Annotated in this window: 15 protein-coding genes; 3 read left to right on the top strand and 12 right to left on the bottom strand. The window is 63.4% G+C overall.

Annotated elements, in window-relative coordinates; genetic code table 11:
• The first annotated feature begins 141 nt into the window (after nucleotides 1-141).
• Nucleotides 142-1,686, top strand: coding sequence for a SulP family inorganic anion transporter (locus tag D0T11_RS11560; RefSeq protein WP_119655943.1), 1,545 nt, complete (start codon nucleotides 142-144; stop codon nucleotides 1,684-1,686).
• Nucleotides 1,687-1,889: 203 nt separating this feature from the next.
• Here D0T11_RS11560 and D0T11_RS11555 read toward each other — a convergent pair whose 3' ends face one another.
• The 12 genes from D0T11_RS11555 to D0T11_RS11500 all read right to left on the bottom strand — a co-directional run bounded on the left by D0T11_RS11555 (nucleotide 1,890) and on the right by D0T11_RS11500 (nucleotide 15,683).
• On the bottom strand, nucleotides 1,890-2,837 hold the full coding sequence (locus tag D0T11_RS11555; RefSeq protein WP_119655942.1) for a radical SAM protein: 948 nt from the start codon (nucleotides 2,835-2,837) through the stop codon (nucleotides 1,890-1,892).
• A 65-nt stretch (nucleotides 2,838-2,902) separates the two neighbouring features.
• Complete coding sequence (locus D0T11_RS11550; protein WP_119655941.1) at nucleotides 2,903-3,694, bottom strand: ABC transporter ATP-binding protein; 792 nt, start codon at nucleotides 3,692-3,694, stop codon at nucleotides 2,903-2,905.
• Nucleotides 3,695-3,908: 214 nt separating this feature from the next.
• Nucleotides 3,909-4,562 (bottom strand): hypothetical protein, encoded by a 654-nt coding sequence (locus D0T11_RS11545; protein ID WP_119655940.1) that lies wholly within the window; start codon nucleotides 4,560-4,562, stop codon nucleotides 3,909-3,911.
• Nucleotides 4,555-5,175 carry a hypothetical protein gene (locus tag D0T11_RS11540; RefSeq protein WP_182888363.1) on the bottom strand — a complete coding sequence of 207 codons (621 nt, stop codon included), beginning with the start codon at nucleotides 5,173-5,175 and terminating at the stop codon, nucleotides 4,555-4,557. Before D0T11_RS11540 ends, D0T11_RS11545 begins: the two co-directional genes overlap by 8 nt.
• A 114-nt stretch (nucleotides 5,176-5,289) precedes the next feature.
• Complete coding sequence (locus D0T11_RS11535) at nucleotides 5,290-6,051, bottom strand: ABC transporter permease (RefSeq protein WP_119655938.1); 762 nt, start codon at nucleotides 6,049-6,051, stop codon at nucleotides 5,290-5,292.
• A 245-nt stretch (nucleotides 6,052-6,296) separates the two neighbouring features.
• Complete coding sequence (locus D0T11_RS11530; RefSeq protein ID WP_119655937.1) at nucleotides 6,297-7,148, bottom strand: ABC transporter permease subunit; 852 nt, start codon at nucleotides 7,146-7,148, stop codon at nucleotides 6,297-6,299.
• A 204-nt stretch (nucleotides 7,149-7,352) separates the two neighbouring features.
• Nucleotides 7,353-8,567: an ABC transporter substrate-binding protein gene (locus tag D0T11_RS11525; protein ID WP_119655936.1), complete on the bottom strand. Its 1,215-nt coding sequence runs from the start codon at nucleotides 8,565-8,567 to the stop codon at nucleotides 7,353-7,355.
• Between the two features lie 171 nt (nucleotides 8,568-8,738).
• Nucleotides 8,739-11,783: a TonB-dependent receptor plug domain-containing protein gene (locus tag D0T11_RS11520; RefSeq protein WP_119655935.1), complete on the bottom strand. Its 3,045-nt coding sequence runs from the start codon at nucleotides 11,781-11,783 to the stop codon at nucleotides 8,739-8,741.
• Between the two features lie 103 nt (nucleotides 11,784-11,886).
• Complete coding sequence (locus D0T11_RS11515) at nucleotides 11,887-12,582, bottom strand: TIGR04282 family arsenosugar biosynthesis glycosyltransferase (RefSeq protein WP_119655934.1); 696 nt, start codon at nucleotides 12,580-12,582, stop codon at nucleotides 11,887-11,889.
• A gap of 294 nt (nucleotides 12,583-12,876) precedes the next feature.
• Complete coding sequence (locus D0T11_RS11510) at nucleotides 12,877-13,803, bottom strand: SDR family oxidoreductase (protein ID WP_245990775.1); 927 nt, start codon at nucleotides 13,801-13,803, stop codon at nucleotides 12,877-12,879.
• A gap of 50 nt (nucleotides 13,804-13,853) precedes the next feature.
• Entirely contained in the window at nucleotides 13,854-14,879 is a 1,026-nt protein-coding gene (locus tag D0T11_RS11505) for an NAD-dependent epimerase/dehydratase family protein (RefSeq protein WP_245990772.1), read from the bottom strand.
• 111 nt (nucleotides 14,880-14,990) lie between these two features.
• Nucleotides 14,991-15,683 carry a TIGR04283 family arsenosugar biosynthesis glycosyltransferase gene (locus D0T11_RS11500; RefSeq protein ID WP_119655933.1) on the bottom strand — a complete coding sequence of 231 codons (693 nt, stop codon included), beginning with the start codon at nucleotides 15,681-15,683 and terminating at the stop codon, nucleotides 14,991-14,993.
• A gap of 195 nt (nucleotides 15,684-15,878) precedes the next feature.
• Between D0T11_RS11500 and D0T11_RS11495 the strand changes: the two genes are divergently transcribed.
• Together D0T11_RS11495 and D0T11_RS11490 are read left to right on the top strand one after the other, a co-directional pair.
• Nucleotides 15,879-16,874: a DUF547 domain-containing protein gene (locus D0T11_RS11495; protein ID WP_317127264.1), complete on the top strand. Its 996-nt coding sequence runs from the start codon at nucleotides 15,879-15,881 to the stop codon at nucleotides 16,872-16,874.
• A 173-nt stretch (nucleotides 16,875-17,047) separates the two neighbouring features.
• Complete coding sequence (locus tag D0T11_RS11490; RefSeq protein WP_119655932.1) at nucleotides 17,048-17,644, top strand: DUF6134 family protein; 597 nt, start codon at nucleotides 17,048-17,050, stop codon at nucleotides 17,642-17,644.
• Nucleotides 17,645-17,746: the final 102 nt, after the last annotated feature.

The following is a 17,746-nucleotide window of genomic DNA, read 5'->3' as shown; positions in this document are numbered from 1 at the left end:
TCCCCGAAGCCCTACCTTTGCCTGGTGCGGGCCTTCCGCCGGATTTTCTTTTTTGGCCGGGCTCCTACCATTCCTGCCGCGCTGCCCAACGTTGGGCGGGCGGCGTTTCTTTTGACCCCGCTTCGCTCCTACTCTTCGCCCATGCAACAGGTTCTACACTACTTCACGCAGTATAAAGTCAACTACAAAAACGAAATTCTTTCGGGCCTGACGGTGGCCCTGGCCCTGATTCCGGAGGCCGTGGCCTTTTCCATCATTGCCGGTGTGCCCCCGCTGGTGGGCCTGTACGCCGCCTTCATGATGGGCCTCGTAACGTCGGTACTGGGCGGCCGGCCGGGCATGATTTCGGGTGCCACCGGGGCCGTAGCCGTGGTGCTGGTGGCGCTGGCCAAAACCCATGGCGTCGAGTACATTTTCGCTACGGTTATTCTGGCGGGCCTGCTACAAGTGCTGGCGGGCGTGCTGCGGCTGGGCAAGTTCATCCGGCTGGTGCCCCACTCCGTGATGTTCGGCTTCGTCAATGGCCTGGCCATCATCATCTTCCTGTCGCAGCTGGTGCAATTCCAGGCCGTGGGGGCCGATGGGGCCCTGCACTGGCTGACGGGAACGGCCCTGCTGACGATGGCGGGGCTGGTGGGCCTGACCATTGCCATCATCGTGCTGCTGCCGCGCCTCACCAAAGTGGTTCCGGCCTCCCTCACGGCCATTCTGGTGGTGTCGGCGCTGGTTATCGGGCTGGGCATCAACACCAAAACGGTGGGCGACATTGCCTCCATTCAGGGCGGCTTCCCGCCTTTCCACATCCCGAGTGTGCCGTTCACGCTGGGCACCCTGGGCCTGATATTTCCCTACGCCGCCATTGTAGCCGGGGTGGGTTTGATTGAGAGTTTGCTGACGCTGAACCTGATTGATGAAATAACGGAAACCCGGGGCCGCAGCAACAAGGAGTGCGTGGCCCAGGGCACGGCCAACATCCTCTCGGGCCTGTTTTCGGGCATGGGCGGCTGCGCCATGATCGGGCAGAGCCTCATCAACATTTCCTCCGGCGCCCGGGCCCGCCTCTCGGGCGTGGTGGCCTCCATCATGCTGCTGGTGTTCATCATGTTCGGCGCTTCGCTGATTGAGCAGGTGCCCATGGCCGCCCTCACCGGCCTCATGATTATGGTGTCGGTGGGCACGTTCGAGTGGGCTTCGCTGAAAACGTTCGGCAAAATGCCGGTTTCCGACCTTATAGTGATGATTCTGGTGACCCTGATTACGGTGGTGCTGCACAACCTGGCCCTGGCCGTGCTCATTGGGGTGGTTATCGCGGCGCTGGTATTTGCCTGGGAAAACGCCCGCCGCATCCGGGCCCGCAAGCACCTCGACGAGGCCGGCGTGAAGCACTACGAAATCTTCGGGCCCCTGTTCTTCGGCTCGGTGCAGGCCTTCGCCGAGAAGTTCGACGTGGCCGACGACCCCACCGAAGTTATCATCGACTTCGCCGAGAGCCGGGTAACCGACATGTCGGCCATCGAAGCGCTCAACAAGCTCACCGAACGCTACCACCGCCTGGGCAAAACCGTGCACCTGCGCCACCTCAGCCCCGACTGCCGCCACCTGCTCCAGCGCGCCGACTCCCTCATCGACGTGAACATCCTGGAAGACCCCACCTACCACGTAGCCGGGGCCGATTTGATGTATTAATCAGGGACTAAGGAATAACAGAACGTCATTCTGAGCGCAGCCGGAGGCGTAGTCGAAGAATCTCTACCGCAGTAGTAATCCTAATGCTAGGGTCACCATTGCGGTAGAGATTCTTCGACTGCGGCTGCGCACTCTGGCTTGATGCGCCACATGCTCAGAATGACGTTCTGTTTTTTCCGGGCTGTTCTGTTATCTGCGGCCAACTACACCGCTACTTTCGGCTCTTCCGAGGCTACCAGCGGGCCTTCGAAGTGCTGCTCGAAGAACTCGTCGCACCACTTGCACACGTTCTGGAGGTCCTCGGTGCGGGCCAGGGCGTGGGTTTCCGAAACACCGATGGACTCGCCCATCTTCCAGGGTGCGCCTTCGTTGAGGCGCTGCATGATTTCCGATTTGGAAGCGCGCAGCAGTACATCGGCCACTTTCTCTTTGCGGGCGTCGCCGAGCGGGAACTTGGTGCCAGGGCAGCAGGGGTTGATTTTCCAGAGCTGGATGCTGATTTCCTGGGGCAGCTCGGTGCCGCCCAGAAAACCCTTGGCGCCCGAGAGAATGGCGCAGAAGTTATGGCTGGGGTCTTTGAGCCAGATATCCTTTTCCAGAGCCCGGCCGCGGGCCCAGTTGCCGCCCAGCCACATATCCTCGCTCGCGCCCCAGTAGCCCCAGCTCAGGCGGTGCTCCTCGATGGTGGTCAGGTGCTCCTTGTCGATGAGCGGGTCGTGGTCGTCGCCGTTTACGCCGCGGCTTTCGAACAGATCGGCCAGCGTCATCAGCCGGGCTCCGGCGGCCTTGTGGTAGCGGTCGATGCTGGCAATATCGAAGCGGGTCACGCCCTTCTCGATGAGCAGATCGAGGATTTTCTCGGTCAGCAGGTCGCCGTTGGTTTGCAGCATGATCTGGGTGCGGCCCTGGTACTTGCGCTGCAGGGCCTCCAGAATCGAGTACAGCTTCACCTTATCGGCCAGCGGCTCGCCCCCCGACAAAATCAGGCGGTCGACCTTCTCGGGCAGGTTATCAATAATGCGAAAGCAATCCTGAACGCTGATGCGCGTGCCCTGGGGCCCGGAGCTGTTGTAGCAATGGTCGCACTTATCGTTGCAGACCTGGGTAAAAACCCAGTAAATGGATTCGCAGTGCGTGAAATCGGTTTTCATTCAGTTTGATTGTTCAATCGTGAAACCCCACCCCAACCCCTCCCCAAAAGGGAGGGGCTCTAACCTTAGTTTTCTAGATTTTTAGATTCCAGAACGAGAGCCCCTCCCTTTTGGGGAGGGGTTGGGGTGGGGTTAGCCGTGCGCTGGATATTCTCCCAGAAAGACAGCTCGGCGGCAATATTGGTGCGCGGGTCCTGGATAAACTCGGCCACCGTGGCGAAGCTGGTGAGCACGCCCCGCTCCAGATAACCGAGGCGCGAGCCCACGGTGAGGGCCTCGCGGCTGTCGTGGGTGACGAAGATGGAGGTGATGCCGTGCTGGCGACTGACGCGGCCGAACAGTTCCTGCATGGCCGTGCGCGTCTGGGCATCGAGGTTGCCGAAGGGCTCATCGAGCAGCAGCAGGCGGGGCCGGATGATGAGCGCCCGTCCGAACGACACCCGCTGCCGCTGCCCGCCCGAGAGCTGGTGCGGGGCCTTCTGGGCGTGTTCGCTCAGTTCCAGCTCAGCCAGCAAATCGGTTACCTGCCGCTTGATTTCCACTTCTTTCACCTTGCGAATTCGTAGCCCGAAGGCCACGTTCTCAAACACCGACAGGTGCGGGAACAGCAGCGGCTCCTGGTAGAGGTACACCATCTGCCGCTCGTTGGGCGGCACGGGCAGCAAATCCTGGCCGTGGAGCGTGAGCGTGCCGGTATCGGGCGTTTCGAGGCCGGCCAGGATCTTGAGCAGGGTGGTTTTACCGCAGCCCGAGCGCCCCAGCACCGCCAGCACTTCGCCCTCAGCCAGCCGGAGCGAAATGTCGCGCAGCACGGGTTGGTCGTGGAAGTGTTTGGAGAGGTGAGAAACGAGGAGCATGGGGGTAGGTTTGTGGGTTTAGGGGAACAGGGTTGATGGGGGACTGGGAGGCTGAGGGATTAGGTTGGTAGAGGTTTAGGGACCTGTCATCCTAAGCTTGCTAAGGACCTTATCATGTTTGGACGAATCATTATGACGTGGCATGGTCCTTCGCTCCGCTCAGGATGACAGAACCGCAACCTGGTCGCTCAGTTCCCTACCCAAGCAATCTTCCTCATACCAGCGCCCCTGCGCCGTACGCAGCGGCGTCAATCGTCATGCGGGCGGCGCTGGGCTGCTCGCCGCTGAGCCAATACGTGAGGCGGTCGACGTAGTTATCGAGGTGGGTGATTTGCTGGACGCCGTGCTCCACCAGCGGGTCGAGGGTGGTGGCCAGCAGGGTGCCGCCATATTCGTTGGTCTGCCAAGTGATAACGTCGCCGGTGGCGTTGGTCTGGATAATTTCGGCCGACGCGGGCACGCGGGTGTACACGCCGTGGGTGTGCCAGCAGGCCTGGCGGGGCGTGAGGCCCTGGTAGACGGGGTGGTCGTAGTTGGTTTCCGACACGGGCGGGTTCGTGGGGTCATTTACCCACCAGTAGTTGTTCACGGGACGGTCTTCCCATTGGGCATCGAGCCAGGCCGTGGAGGAATCACCTTCCAGAAACACCTTTTTGCCGGTCTTCAGGAAGTCGTAGATAATGGCCTGCTTTTCCGTCAGCACTAGTTGGTTCGACTGGAACGGGATGGCCAGCGCATCGAGGTGCTGCACGGCTTCGGCCGTGAGCTCGTGCACGTAGAGCAGCTCGTACAGGTCGCGGTATTTAGGGGCCGTAGCCAGGGCGTAGTGCGACCACACGCCGTTGAAAATCAAGCCAATCTTAGCCATGAGCGGGAACGGTTTCGGAGGAAAGAAGACGGAGAAAATTGCGGTACAAGGTCACCGACGCGGTTTCCGACTTTCCCGCGTAGGTCACGTCGGCCAGCGGGCCGCTGGCCGTGAGCAGCATCCGGCCGGGCGTGCTCACCTCATCGAGCACCACAATGGGCCGCTGCCAGGTATCGGCCAGCAGCACCTCGGCCCCGGGTGCGGCCTGAATGTAGCCGCAGGACCACCAGCCGCTCATGCCGTGGGAGAAGTTGAGCTCGTCGAGAGGCAGATTTTCGAGCAGGCCGTGGGCGTCGGGGCCGGGCGTGTAGCGCACATCGAGGGTGCGGCGGGAGTTGTCCATGAGCCACTGGTTGCCGGGCACCCAGGCCGTGAAAAACCCGTCGCAGCATACCAGGGCTTTGCCCGCATCGAGGAAGGCGCTTACCTGGTCCTTTATTTTGAGCATGGCCACGTGGTCGGAGCCGTTGGGCACCACCAGCAGGTCGTAGGGCGTGAGGTCGGGGTTGAAGTCGCCGGTAACAAAGCAGGTGGTGTAGTGCACCAACTCGTTGGAAACGTAGTACTTCTCCAGCCCCTGGAGGCCGTTGGAAATCAGCAGGGCTTGCAGCATATCAGTTGTCAGTGGTCCAGTTGCTGGTTGTTGGTTGTCAGATGTCAGATGTCAGATGAACAAACAGGCGGTCGAACTAACAACCCACAGCCAGCTCCCGGCAAGTGCTTAAAACTACGGCTTCCGTAGCAGGGCAGATTTATTGGCCAGCAGCAGCAGCGCCGGCGGCAGTAGCAGCAGCAACGAGGCCACAGCGGCCAGCGGCCCGTTGGCCTCACCCACATAAGTAAACACCTGCACCGTAAGGGTGCGGACTTTCCCCACGCTCAGCACGTTGGTCAGGCCGAAATCAAACCAGCCCAGCAGGAAAGTTTGGACCAGCGTAGTGCGCAGCAGTGGGGCGGCCAGCGGCAGCAACACCCAGCGCAGGGCCTGCCGGGGCGTGCAGCCCAGGGTGCTGGCCAGCTGCTCGTACTCGGTGGCGCGCTGGGTCCAGAACGAGCTCAGCAGCAGCGTGGCGAAGGGCAGCGCCACCAGCAGCAGCCCCAGCAGCACCCCGCCCACCGAGCCCGACAGGTGCATCCGGATGATGAAGGGTTGAATGAGTACGGCCAGCAGCACCGGCGGCAGCGCGTAGGGCAGGTAGCTCAGGGCCGTCCAGCGCCCCGGCCGGCGGCTGCGGGCCACGGCCCGCGCCACCACAAAACCGCCGGCCGTCGCCAGCACCGCCACCGCCCCGGCCAGCAGCAGACTCTGGCCCAGCCCGGCTAGCAGGCCGTTATCGGCCGCTATCAGCCCCCGCAAGGGCTCCAGCGAGTAGGCGGGCGGCAGCGCGTCCGGAAACCGCCACCCCTCCCCCACCGCCAGCAACCCCAGCAGCCCAAACGGCAGAGCGAAGAGGATAACCAGGAAGAAGATGAGGAGTCTGGAGCGCATTTGTGAGCGGTGAGAAGTGAGAGAAAAAGGCCGTCATGCTGAGCGCAGCCGGAGGTGGAGTCGAAGCATCTCTACCGCTTCGTTGACACGTGGCGCCTCCCCCCCAGGCCCCCTACGCCGCTCAATGCGCGGAATGAAAAAGGAGAGGGGGTGCCAGCCGACCGGTTTACCACTGCGGGAGAGATGCTTCGACTCCGCCTCCGGCTACGCTCAGCATGACACTGTTCTGGTTGGGCTTTTCAACTTCATCCGGCCTCTACTTTGCCCCTGTTCACCAACCGCAGCAGCACCAAAATCAGCCCCAGCAAACCCGCGGCGACCAGGAAACCGGCCAGGTAGGCGGCGGGCAGCTCGCGCAGGTCGAAGCGCTGGAGCTTGGTGGCGATGAACACACTCAGCATTTGGGGGTATGGGCGGCCCAGCAGCAGCGGGATGTCGTAGGCCCCGAGGGTGGCAATGAAACTGAGCAGCACCGTGGGCGCGGCCCGGCGCAGCAGCAGCGGCGCGGCTATGCGCCGCCGAAACTGCCCCGCGCTGGCCCCGAGCGTGCTCGTGAGCTGGCTTAGTTCCGCCAACCGGCTTTCCTGGTAAATGGCCTGGAACAGCAGCGTCAGGAACGGAAACGTGAGCAGCACGTGGGCCAGAATGATACCCACCCCCGCCGCATCCTGCACCAACTCCGGAAAGGCCTCAATGCTACCCGTAAGGCCCAGCTGGAAGCTGATGCGCGACAACCACCCGGCCCGGCTCAGCAACTGAAAAAGGTAGAAGGCCATGACCAGCGCGGGCATCACGAGCGGCACATACAGCAAGCCCGGCAGCGGTGTCCGCCGCAACGAGGGCTGCGCCCGTAGCACCAAGGCCAGCGCCAGCACCACCGAAATACCCACCGAAGCCACCGCAATCCACAAGCTGAACGCCGCCGCGTAGAGTAGCCCCGTATCGTGGGCCAGCGCCTGCCAGTAGCGCCCCGTGAAGCCCTCGGCCAACGGCCCCACCACCCCCACGCTGCCCAGCAGCGCGTACCCCAGCCCCGCCAGCGGCAAACCGATGACGAGCAGGGCGTAGAGCGGCAGAAGGGGTTTGAGGGGCTTCATTCGGGGAGCAGGTTAGTTTGAGAATAGCAAAAGAATGTGTCATACTGAGCGCAGCGCAGCGGAGTCGAAGTATCTCTACCGTAATGGTAATCCTGAAATTTGATTAGCATCACAACGAAGCAGTAGAGATGCTTCGACTACGGCTCCGCCTTCGCTCAGCATGACACATTCGTTTCTCTATTTCCACTCCATCCACACAAATACCTACTTCTCCAGCACCTGCGTCCGGAAATCCTTGAACAGCCGGGTCATGTACTCGGGGTCGGGTTCCATGAGGGCCAGGCCCTGGATGTTCTCGCGCTTGGGGGCGTAGCGGCGCGAGGGCAGCTGCTGAAACTGCTGGCGCTGCGCCGGGGTGAGGGCGGCCAGGTTGAGCACCGTGTGGTCGCCCCACACGTCGGGGTCCATCTTTTTGAGCTGGGCTTCGGGCGAAAGCAGGAAGTTGATAACCAACAGGGCCGCTTCGGGGTGTTGGGCCCCGCGCACCACGCCCAGGTAGTGCGAGTTCTGGATGGTACCGGGCAGCGGCACGTAGGCGCGGGCCGTGGCCGGAAACACCTTCTGGTTGATCTTATTGTCTACCTCCGCATCATTATTAGAGAACGTGAAGGCCACCTCGCCGTTGGCGAACAGCTGGTGCAACGGGGCCAGCTGCTCGGGGAAAGTTTTGCCCTGCTTCCAGAAGTAGGGCTTGCTCTGGTTGATGGTCTTCCACAGCTCGCCCGACCACTTCTTATACACGGCCTCGTCGAACTTGCCCTGGAACAGCTTCGGGTCGCCCGACAACGCTATCATCCACGATTTGAGCAGGGTCATGCCCGTAAACTCGTTCGGAATGGTGAACTGGCCGGGGTGGGCTTTCACGAAAGCTGGCAGCTCGCCAAACGACTTCGGCGGGGCTGCTACCCGGGCCGAATCGTAGATGAAGTTGAACTGCACGTTGCCCCAGGGGGCCTCCATACCGGCTATGGGCTGCTGGAAATCGGTGTTGATGAACGGGTTTTCGAGGTCGAGCAGGCGGGCGTTGGGCAGCTTGTCCACGAAAGGCCCCAGCAGCGCGTTTACCTGCCGGAGCTGGTAAAACGTCTCGCCGTTAATCCAGACCAGGTCGGCCTCGCTGGGCTGGTTGGCCTGCTGTTCGGCGGCCAGCGTCTGCACCAGCTGGGCACCCTGGCTGGCGGCCAGCTGCAAATCGATGCCGTAGCGGCGTTGCAGCTCGGGCTTCACGTAGGTGCTCATGTACTTGTTGATGAGCGGGTCACCCATCCACATCAGCATGCTCACCGGCTGGCCCTTGCCGGCCGCTTCTACCTGGGGCCAGGTCTGGGCCAGCGTCTGCGCGGGCGTTTTGGCCTGCTCGCCCGAGTTGCAGGCAGCCAGCAGGGCAAGGGCGGGGAGGTAGAGGAAGGAGATTTTCATGGAATGGAATACAGTAACAATAAGAACGATGTCATGCTGAGCGCAGCCGAAGCATCTCTACCGCAGTGGTAACCCTTACATCAGATCACCCTTACAACGAAGCAGTAGAGATGCTTCGACTCCGGCTGCGCCTACGCTCAGCATGACACTTTCTTATCAGTTCAACTCAACCTAAAACGCGTATCGGGCCCCGAACTGGAACTGGCGGGGGGCGCTGGCGTTCTTGCGCACGATGCCCGAGCCGGCGGGTCCCACCTGAATCTGGTTGCTCTGGGTGGCGTTGTTAGAGTAGCCGCTCAGGTTTTGGGTGTTGAAGACGTTGAACACGTCGGCCCGGAACTCCAGGCGGCTCAGCTTCTCGCCGAAGTGCAGGTTGTACTGGGCGCCCACGTCAATCGTTTTTGACCAAGGAAGGCGGTCGGAGTTGCGGCTTTCGCCGGGCTGGCGGTCGGCGTTGCCCACATAGGCGGTGCTGAACGAACTGCCGTCGCCGTTCAGGTCGTTGGTGGAACCAGTGGTAGCTGGCCCCAGCGGAAATTTATAGGCCCCGGCCACGCGGTTGATGGGCTGGCCGCTCTGCACCAGCGCCGCCACGTTCAGGTTGAAGTTGCGGATGGGCTGGTAGAAGCCCAGCACGTTGAATACGTGGGTGCGGTCGTTGATGGAATTGGCGTATTCCGAGCCGTATTGGTTGGCGTTCTGGGCCCGGAAGTTGATGTCCTCGGTGTCGTTTTTGAGGTTGGACAACGTGTAGGTGAGGCGGTAGCCGTACTGGTCGTCGGCCAGCAAGTCCTTCTTCAGGTTCAGGTTGAGGGCCAGGTAGCGCGAGCGGCCGGCGGTTTCGCTCACCACAATGTCGCGGGCCACGCCGCGCACTTTCTGGCCGTTAATGAGGGCGTAGGGGCCGGTGGCATCGCTCAGAATCGGGACGGGGCGGCTGGCATCGGCCTGCTCTGGGGTGCGCACCACCACGTTGGCGGGGTCGGTTACGGGGTAGTTGGCCGCCCCGTTCAGGCTGGCCAGCCGCAGCAAATTCGACGACCGGTTGTACACGGCGTCCACGTAAAACAGCGTTTTGCTGCTCACTTGGTACTGGTAGCCCAGGCTGCTCTGCTGGGTGTAGGGGTTCTGGTAGCCGTTGGGGTTGAGGATGCGCCGCTCGTTGCTGAACGACGCCTCGCGCTGCCCCTGCAAGCTGGCCGCCGAGGGCCCGTTGAGGTACGTCGTGTTGTTGAACGAGGCCCCGGCGTTGCCGGCAAACGTCACCCGGTCGAGGTTGGTGTCGGCCGGCAGCGCGCCCACCCGCACCAGCTCAGTCAGCTGGGCGCGGTAGTCGGCCGAGGTGGTGTTCTGCTGCAAAGCGTCGCTGTAAATGGCGTACTGCACTTTGTCGTAGAACAGGCCGTAGCCGCCGCGCAGGCTGCTGCGCTCGGTCAGCTGGTAGTTGAAGCTGGCCCGGGGCGCGATGTTGTTGAAGTCGCCCTTGTCGGAGCCACCCTTCGAGAGGTTGTCATAGTCGTAGCGCAAGCCTACCGTCAGGTTCAGGCGGTCGGTTACGGCTACCAGGTCTTCGAGGTAGATATTGTACAGGTTTTGGGTGGTCCCGAACGAGGCCGGCCGCAGTTCCACGCCGTAGTTGACTACCTGCACATCGGCCGGAATATCGTTGATGCTCAGGTTGCCGCCCAGGTTACGGGCCCGTAGCGCCGCCAGCTGGGCCGCGCTCAGCTGCACGGTGTAGCTGCCGTTGGGGTTGCCGCCGCCAAACAGCGAATGCTGGGAGCTGATCAGCCCGAAACCCGCCTTAAAGGTGTTGCGGCCGGCCAAATAGGTAAACTTCTGCTGACCCTGCCAGGTGTTTTCGAGGGCATCGAACAGGTAGCCGGGGTGGCCGAGCACGGCAATGGTCTGGCCGTCGGGGCCGCGCACGCCCACGTCGGGGCTGTTGGGGTTGTCGGCCGCGGCGTAGTTCCAGCGGAAGCGGGCGTATTGCAGGCTGGTTTCCGAGGTGATTCGCTCGCCCACGTACACGTTCTGCGAGGCGATGCTTACCGAATTGCGGTCCTGCTGGTTGCCGGCCGAGTTGAAGTTCACGCCGCCGTCGAGGCCGCCACCCTGCCGCTCGATGTTCACGATGCCCACGTTGGCCCGCAGCGACGAGGTAAACCGGTCGTTCCAGCGCTGGTCGAGGCGAGTGCTCAGGTAGCTGAAGCGGTTCTGGCCGCGCACCGTTTCGTTTACGCCCAGCGCGGGCGAGTTCAGCAGGTTGTCCTTGAGGTCGAAGGTCTGCTCAGCGTTGAGGTAGAAGAACGTTTTGTCCTTCACCAGCGCCCCGCCCACGCCAAAACCGAACTGCTGGCGCTGGAAGCCGCTTTTCACCTGGTTGCCGGAAAGGTCGCGCTGGGCAAAATCCGACTTGCCATCAATGCCCGGACCCGGCCGCGTGAGATAGAACGCCTCCCCCGTCAGCTCGTTCGAGCCCGACTTGGTCGTCACGTTCACGATGCCGTTGGCCGAGTTGCCGTACTCGGTCGAGAAGTTGTTGGTCAGTACGTTCAGGTTCTGCACGAAGCCCGTCGGGATGGCGAAGCGCTGACCGCCCAAAAAGTTCTCGTTGTTATCGAGTCCGTCGATGAGGTAGTTGGTGTACAGGCCGTTGGCGCCGTTGATGCTCACGTTGGGCGCCTCGGTGAAGAAGCCGGTAGCCTGCGTCACGTTGGGCAGGCGGTAGAGGGCGCGGGTGATGTCGCGGGCCTCGATGGGCACCTGGCGCAGTTCCTTGGCCGAAAGCTGGGAGGCTACCTCGGCGTTCTGGGTGTTGATGGTGGTGGCGTTGGGGGCCCGCACCGTCACCTCGCCCAGGGCCTGGCCGTTGGCGCGGGGCAGCACCAGCGTCACGCTCGGGCTGGAGTTGGCGCGCAGCAGAATGTTGGCCTCGCGCACGCTCTGGAATTGGTCCGACAGGTCGGTGCTCACGGCGTAGGAGCCGGCCGTGCTCAGCCCCCGAAACCGTACTTTACCCTGATTATCACTGGTTTGCTGGGTGCTGAAGCCGATGGCGGCGTTGTCGAGGTGCACCACCTGGCCCACCACGGGCTGGCGGTTGCGCACGTCTACCACCGATACTACCAGGTCAACGGATTGGGCCAGCACCGCCGACACGGGCAGCGCCAGCAAGCCCAGCGTAGACGCCGCGCGAGAGGAAAAATTACTCATCTAAAAAGAAAGTCAACAAGCTGAAAACGAAACCAAACGCAGCCGGGCGGCGCCGGCACTCGCACGAGTGCCGCGCCCCCAACCGGGCAACTGGCGAAGGTTTTCAGCTGATGGGCGGCCCGCGCTGGGGCAGCGGCGCAGCTACGGCGGCCGGGCGGCGCGGGGGCCGCAACGCCGGAGCCACCGGCCGGGCCGCCGCCCGTAGCCGGTGCAGGCGGCGCCGAAAAGCGCCGGCGGGCAGCTGGCGCAGCGCCCGAGCCAGGTCGTGGGCGTTGTCCACGTCGGCCAGGGGGCGCAGAGTGAGGCAGGCGGCCCCGGCCTGGCGCAGACATTGGCGCAAGGCGCGGCCCAGCGCGGCCGTCTGCCAGGGCAGCGCGGCCCAGGCCTCCGACTCAAAAAACGACCTGTTGATGCCCAGCAGGTACACGCCGCCGTCGAGGGCGGGACCGAGCACGGCGTCGGTGGTTTCGAGGGCGCGCACGGCCTGGCGCACCAGCGCGGGCGTGAGGGCGGGGCAGTCGTTGCCGATAACCACCAGCCGCTCGTAGCCGCGCCCGAAACCGTAGCTCAGGGCCGCCGCGAGGCGCTGGCCAAACGTGCGGCCCACCTGCCCGCCCGATTCCACGCACAGAAAATCGACGCCCGCCTGCCGGGCCATGGCCGTAGCCCGGGCAATAAGCTGGGCCGCCACCGCCGCATCAGCCCCGCGCCCGCCCGCCCCAAACGACTTGCACGCCGCTTCCTCGCCCGCCGGGCGGGTGAAAAGCAGAACGGCAGTGCGGGTGATGAGCGGGTTCAAAAGGGAAAGGTGGCTGGAGGTACTTTACTAAAACTAGTTCCCCTCCTTGGCAAGGAGGGGCTGGGGGTGGTTGATGATAGGGAAACGGTTACTGGAGCTGGTTTTTAGCGGCTATTCAACGTTAGTCAGCCACCCCCAACCCGCTCTATGCGCGACATTTTCCAAGGAGGGGAGCTAGTTTTCTAGCCCTGACTCTAGCGCAACCCATTCGGCACGAATACGTCCCGGTTTGCCATCCAAAGCGGGCAAACATACGACGCGGGCGGAGCTTTGGGTTCGGCGGCGGGCAGATTCTTACTCGTAAAAATTGCGCATCCGGCGCATGGTCGTCAGCACCACCCAGTCGCCGAGACGGGGGAAGTTGCCGTGGACGATGGCAATGAGCCAGCCCAGGGCCGAAATAACGGTGCGCTGCCGCCGCCGCCGAATGTGGCGCAGAATGATGGCGGCCACTTCGGCCTGCGTTTTCTGCCAGCGGGGCTTGCGGTAGGCAATGGGCACGGGCTGGCCGGCGGCATCGAGCACGCGCTTGTCGTCGTCGTTTTCGGTGAAGCCGATGTGCACCACCCCGAAATGGACGCCCGTGCCATCGAGCTCCAGGCGCAGGGTGTGGGCCAGGTTGGTGAGAGCCGCCTTGCCGGCGCAGTAAGCCGAGCCGCTGGGCATGCCATTCAGGGCCGAAATTGAGGAAATAAACGTAACGCTGCCCTGGCTTTCGAGCAGGTGCGGCAGCGCGGCTTTCAGCGGGAACACGGCCCCGTACACATTGCTGTCGAGCACCTGCCGGAACACCTCGGGGGCCATATCGAGGAAGTAGGCGCGCTGCGAGATGCTGGCGTTGGCCACCAGGATGTCGAGGCGGCCGAACTCGCCGATGGCCGTGGCGATGAGGGCTTCGCAGGCGGCGTAATCGGTGATGTCGGCCATGCGGGCGGCTACGGTGGCGCCGGCGGCGGCGAGCTGCCGGCGGGTGGCTTCGAGGCGGTCGGCGCGGCGGCCGTTGAGCACCACGGCGGCCCCGGCGGCGCACAAGGCCCGGGCCGTTTCGCGTCCAATGCCCGACTCGGAGCCCGTTACGATGGCCACTTTACCCGCCAGCGGCCCCACCGTAGGCAACGCCCGGCGTGGCACGGGCGCGGCCACAGCCGCAGTAGCAGCGTGGTCTTCGGCCGCCACTTCGGGAGCGGCTTCAACGGGTTCAGAATTCTGAATAACGACCATTAACTAGGTTTCGACTGTGCCCGGGACCGGACGCGGTGCAAACATACGGCTTAAACGTACCGCTGGGCTTCGAACCAGGCAAAAGCTTCGGTAATAGCCTGGTTTATCGGCGTTTGTGGCATCCCCAGTTCGCGGCGCGCTTTCTCGACCCCGAAATAGTGGCCGTCGTTGGCCACGGCCGTCATAGCGGCGTTCAGGCGGCCCGGCCGGCCCGTTAGGCGCGCCTGCCAGCTGCTGAAGGTGCCATACAGCTGGGCCAGCCCGGCCGGCACGGGCCAGCGCGGGGCCGCCACGCCCAGCAGCCCGGCAATCAGCCCGAACGCCTCGCGGTAGCTCAGGTTTTCATTGCCCAAAATATACGACTCCCCCACCCGTCCTTGGCTAAGCGCATTCACGGTGGCCGTGGCCACGTCGCGGACGTGCACGTAGTTTTTGCCACCGGACGGGTAGCCAGGCACGTTGCCCCGGTAAATCTCCAGCAACAAGGCTCCGGAAGTGGGTTTCACATCCTCGGGCCCCAGCATGAAGGTGGGGTGCACGAGCACGGCCGGCAGCTGCTCCCGGGCCACGGCATCCAGCACGAGGTCGGTGGCGGCGCGCTTGCTGTCCATGTAATCGAGGCCGTAGCGGGTGCCGGCGTAGGGCCGGGTTTCGTTGCCGGGGTTTTCCCGGGTTCCGAAGCCGAAAACGTTGGCCGTGCCCACGTACACCAGCCGCCCCACGGCGGCCCGGCGGGCCTCGGCCAGCACGGCGCGGGTACCTTCCACGTTCACGGCCCACAGCGCGGGGTTGCGGGCCGGGTTCACGCTGGCCAGCGCGGCGGCATGGATGATGGTCCCGCAGCCCTCGGCCGCGCCGGCCAGCGTGGCGGGTTGGGTGAGGTCGGCTTCCCAATAGTCCACGTTCCAGTCGGCGGGGAAGAGCGGCGGCGTACCGGGCCGCACCAGCGCCCGCACCGCATGGCCCCGGCCGTGCAGCTCGGCCACCAGATGATGGCCCAGAAACCCGTTGGCCCCGGTGACGAGGACGGTTTTTTTGGGCGCTGGAGCTGTTGATTGTTGGGAAGAGAACATCATGCTGAGCGAAGCCGAAGCATCTCTACCTCTGGCTAATCATTATTATTGCAACGAAGCGGTGGAAATCCTTCGACTTCGGCTCCGGATGCCCCCTTTTGTTAACCGTCCCTTCTACCGATGGTTGATCATGGCTTTGTAGGTGCGGCCGATGCGGGCGGGCTCTACTTTGAGGAAGTAGAGGGCAAAGGCCGTGAGGTTGGCCAGCTGCACCCGCAGCCAGCCGTTGGTTTCGTATTTGCGGGCCGACACGAGCACGCTCTGGGGCACAATCAGGAAGCGGGCCGTCCGGCGGATACGCTGGATAATCTCGAAGTCCTCCATCACCACGAACCGCTCGTTGAAGCCGCCCAGCCGCCCGAACAGGTCGCGGGTGATGAACAGCGTCTGGTCGCCGCCCCGGCTCATAATGCCATTAAACCGGGTGCCGTAGCTGTTGATGCGTAGCAGCGGGTGGGCCGAATCGAAGCGGAAGCGGTAGCAGCCGGCCTCGTAGCCCGTGGTCACGGCCTGTTCGATGGTAGCTGCAAAGTCGGGGTGAATGCCCACATCAGCGTGCACGAAGTAGAGGATGCGGCCGGTGGCGTGGGCGGCGCCGTGGTTCATTTGGGCGGCCCGGCCCGGGCGGGGAGCCAGCAGCACGGTGGCCCCGGCGGCTTCGGCCAGGGCGGCGGTGCCATCGGGGCTGTGGGCATCCACCACCAGGATTTCCACCGTTTCGGGGGGCGCGCAGGCACGCAGCTGCTGCACCAGCCGGGCAATGTGCGGGGCCTCGTTATGGGTGGGGGGGGGCCGCCCCGGCCCCACCCGCCAGTACGGCCCGGCAGCTACCTTACGACAACCAGGGGGCGGGAAGTTTGCGCGCCCCGCAGAATCCGGCGGGCCGTGCGGCGCGTTAATTGCGGTAGTGCCGGCTGGCACCGGCGTTTTTGCCGTATGCCGTAAGGACTTAGCACCCACGCCGGCTACCCCCGGGCGTTCTGTATTTCTTTTTACCTGCTCATGAATTTCTTCCAACCCCTCCTGCTGACGCTGGTTTCCACCGCCACGCTCACCGCCACGGCCTGCAACGGCCCGGCGTCTTCCACCAGTGCCCCCGTTTCAGAATCGGCCACCGCGGCGGCGGCCATGGCCCCGGCGGCATCTGTCACCCCCGTAGCCGACGCGGCCGATTCTGCCGCCCGCCCTGCTCCTGAGCCCGCGGCCGCCGCAACGGCAACCGTCGCGCCGGCCGCGCCGGCCCCCGCCGTAGCGGGGGCCGCGAAACGCGCCACGCCGGCCACCTCTGCCGCTGCGGCTACACCAGTTCCCGCATCGCCGACGGCGGCAGTGGCAGCGGCTCCGGCGGCGTTCAACCACGGCACCTTCGACCGGCTCCTGAAAAAGTACGTCAACGGCCAGGGCCGCGTGAATTATAAGGGATTCAAAAGCGAAGAAAAGGCCTTCAACGACTACCTGGCCCAGCTCAGCAAGAACCCGCCCGCCGCCGCCGACAGCAAGGCCGAGCAGATGGCGTTCTGGATCAACGCCTACAACGCCTACACCATCCGCCTGATTCTCGACAACTACCCGCTCAAAAGTATCAAGGACATTGGGGAGCCCTGGAAGAAGGTGTTTTTCAGCATTGGGGGCGAGAAGATGAGCCTCGATAACATCGAGCACGGCATCCTGCGCAAGAAATTCAACGACCCGCGCATCCATTTTGCCCTGGTATGTGCTTCCATCTCCTGCCCGCCCCTGCGCCCCGAGGCCTACAGCGCCGCCCGCCTCAGCACCCAGCTCGACGACCAGGCCCGCGACTTCCTCAACAACCCCGGCAAGAACAAGATCAGCGCGGCCAGCGCCCAGCTTTCCAGCTACTTCGACTGGTACAAGGACGACTGGAACCAGAACGGCCAGTCGGTGGTGAAGTGGGTGAACAAGTACTCGAAAACCAAAATCGACGCCAACACCAAAATCGGGTTCATGGACTACAACTGGAACCTGAACGAGCAGTAGGCCTTTCTCAATCAGCGCGATGAGGAACGGGTAGGGTGCGGGGCTTGYCCCCGCCCGCCGTTGAACGGCTCGATTTGAATCGTTCAACGGTGGGCGGGGACAAGCCCCGCACCCTACCCGCTCTTTATTTCCAGCCCGGACCGTTACCGAAAAACCCGCCACCTTCATCCGCATTGAAATACCTTTTCCTCCTCCTTTTACTGCCCTTCCTCAGCCAGGCCCAAACGCCCGAAACGCGGCGCTACGCCATTGAGGTGGCGGGCCTGCGCGTAGGTACCATGACGGCTACCCGCCAGCTGCCCMCGCCCMCCCAGCCCGAAACCATCAGTACGCTCACCAGCGACGTGAAGGTGGACATCCTGTTCTACCACCTCGTCATCTACTACAAGGTAACGAACTACGTGCGCGGGGGCCAGCTGCGCCTTTCTACCGTGGATGCGCACACCAACCAGGGCAACTTCAGCTCCCGCACCGAGTGGAAAGGCGACCACTACGACATCGTGGCCAACCAGTACAAATACCAGTATAAAGCCACTGAAACCAAGCCTATCCGCTACACCGTTACGGATATGTTTTTCGGAGAGCCCACCGGCCAGAACCGCGCATTTGCGGAGTATTTCGGGGACTTTTTCGTCGTGAAGGCCGGCAAGGCGGGCCGCTACCAAGCTACCCGCGACGGCCGCGAAGACGAGTACCAGTACGTGAATGGCCAGCTGGTTACGCTCATCAAGAAGAACCCGCTCAAAAACTTCATCATCCGGCTCCTGTAGGGCGCGCGAGCCATTTCGCGGCGGTTGAGGCAACCGTTTTTGGTTGAGTTCCGCCGGGGGCGAAGCGGCTCTTCGACTGCCCGGCCCCGGCCCTCGGCGGCT

The sequence above is a fragment of the Hymenobacter rubripertinctus genome (assembly GCF_003583925.1).
Taxonomy (GTDB): domain Bacteria; phylum Bacteroidota; class Bacteroidia; order Cytophagales; family Hymenobacteraceae; genus Hymenobacter; species Hymenobacter rubripertinctus.
The sequence above is the reverse complement of the archived record's forward strand: the minus strand, read 5'-3'. Positions and strand labels throughout refer to the sequence as shown.

Excerpts from the sequence above, each read along its gene's own strand:
- D0T11_RS11560 (WP_119655943.1), top strand. The coding sequence starts at position 142 with ATGCAACAGGTTCTACACTACTTCACGCAGTATAAAGTCAACTACAAA.
- D0T11_RS11555 (WP_119655942.1), bottom strand. The coding sequence starts at position 2,837 with ATGAAAACCGATTTCACGCACTGCGAATCCATTTACTGGGTTTTTACC.
- D0T11_RS11550 (WP_119655941.1), bottom strand. The coding sequence starts at position 3,694 with ATGCTCCTCGTTTCTCACCTCTCCAAACACTTCCACGACCAACCCGTG.
- D0T11_RS11545 (WP_119655940.1), bottom strand. The coding sequence starts at position 4,562 with ATGGCTAAGATTGGCTTGATTTTCAACGGCGTGTGGTCGCACTACGCC.
- D0T11_RS11540 (WP_182888363.1), bottom strand. The coding sequence starts at position 5,175 with ATGCTGCAAGCCCTGCTGATTTCCAACGGCCTCCAGGGGCTGGAGAAG.
- D0T11_RS11535 (WP_119655938.1), bottom strand. The coding sequence starts at position 6,051 with ATGCGCTCCAGACTCCTCATCTTCTTCCTGGTTATCCTCTTCGCTCTG.
- D0T11_RS11530 (WP_119655937.1), bottom strand. The coding sequence starts at position 7,148 with ATGAAGCCCCTCAAACCCCTTCTGCCGCTCTACGCCCTGCTCGTCATC.
- D0T11_RS11525 (WP_119655936.1), bottom strand. The coding sequence starts at position 8,567 with ATGAAAATCTCCTTCCTCTACCTCCCCGCCCTTGCCCTGCTGGCTGCC.
- D0T11_RS11520 (WP_119655935.1), bottom strand. The coding sequence starts at position 11,783 with ATGAGTAATTTTTCCTCTCGCGCGGCGTCTACGCTGGGCTTGCTGGCG.
- D0T11_RS11510 (WP_245990775.1), bottom strand. The coding sequence starts at position 13,803 with ATGGTCGTTATTCAGAATTCTGAACCCGTTGAAGCCGCTCCCGAAGTG.
- D0T11_RS11505 (WP_245990772.1), bottom strand. The coding sequence starts at position 14,879 with ATGATGTTCTCTTCCCAACAATCAACAGCTCCAGCGCCCAAAAAAACC.
- D0T11_RS11495 (WP_317127264.1), top strand. The coding sequence starts at position 15,879 with ATGAATTTCTTCCAACCCCTCCTGCTGACGCTGGTTTCCACCGCCACG.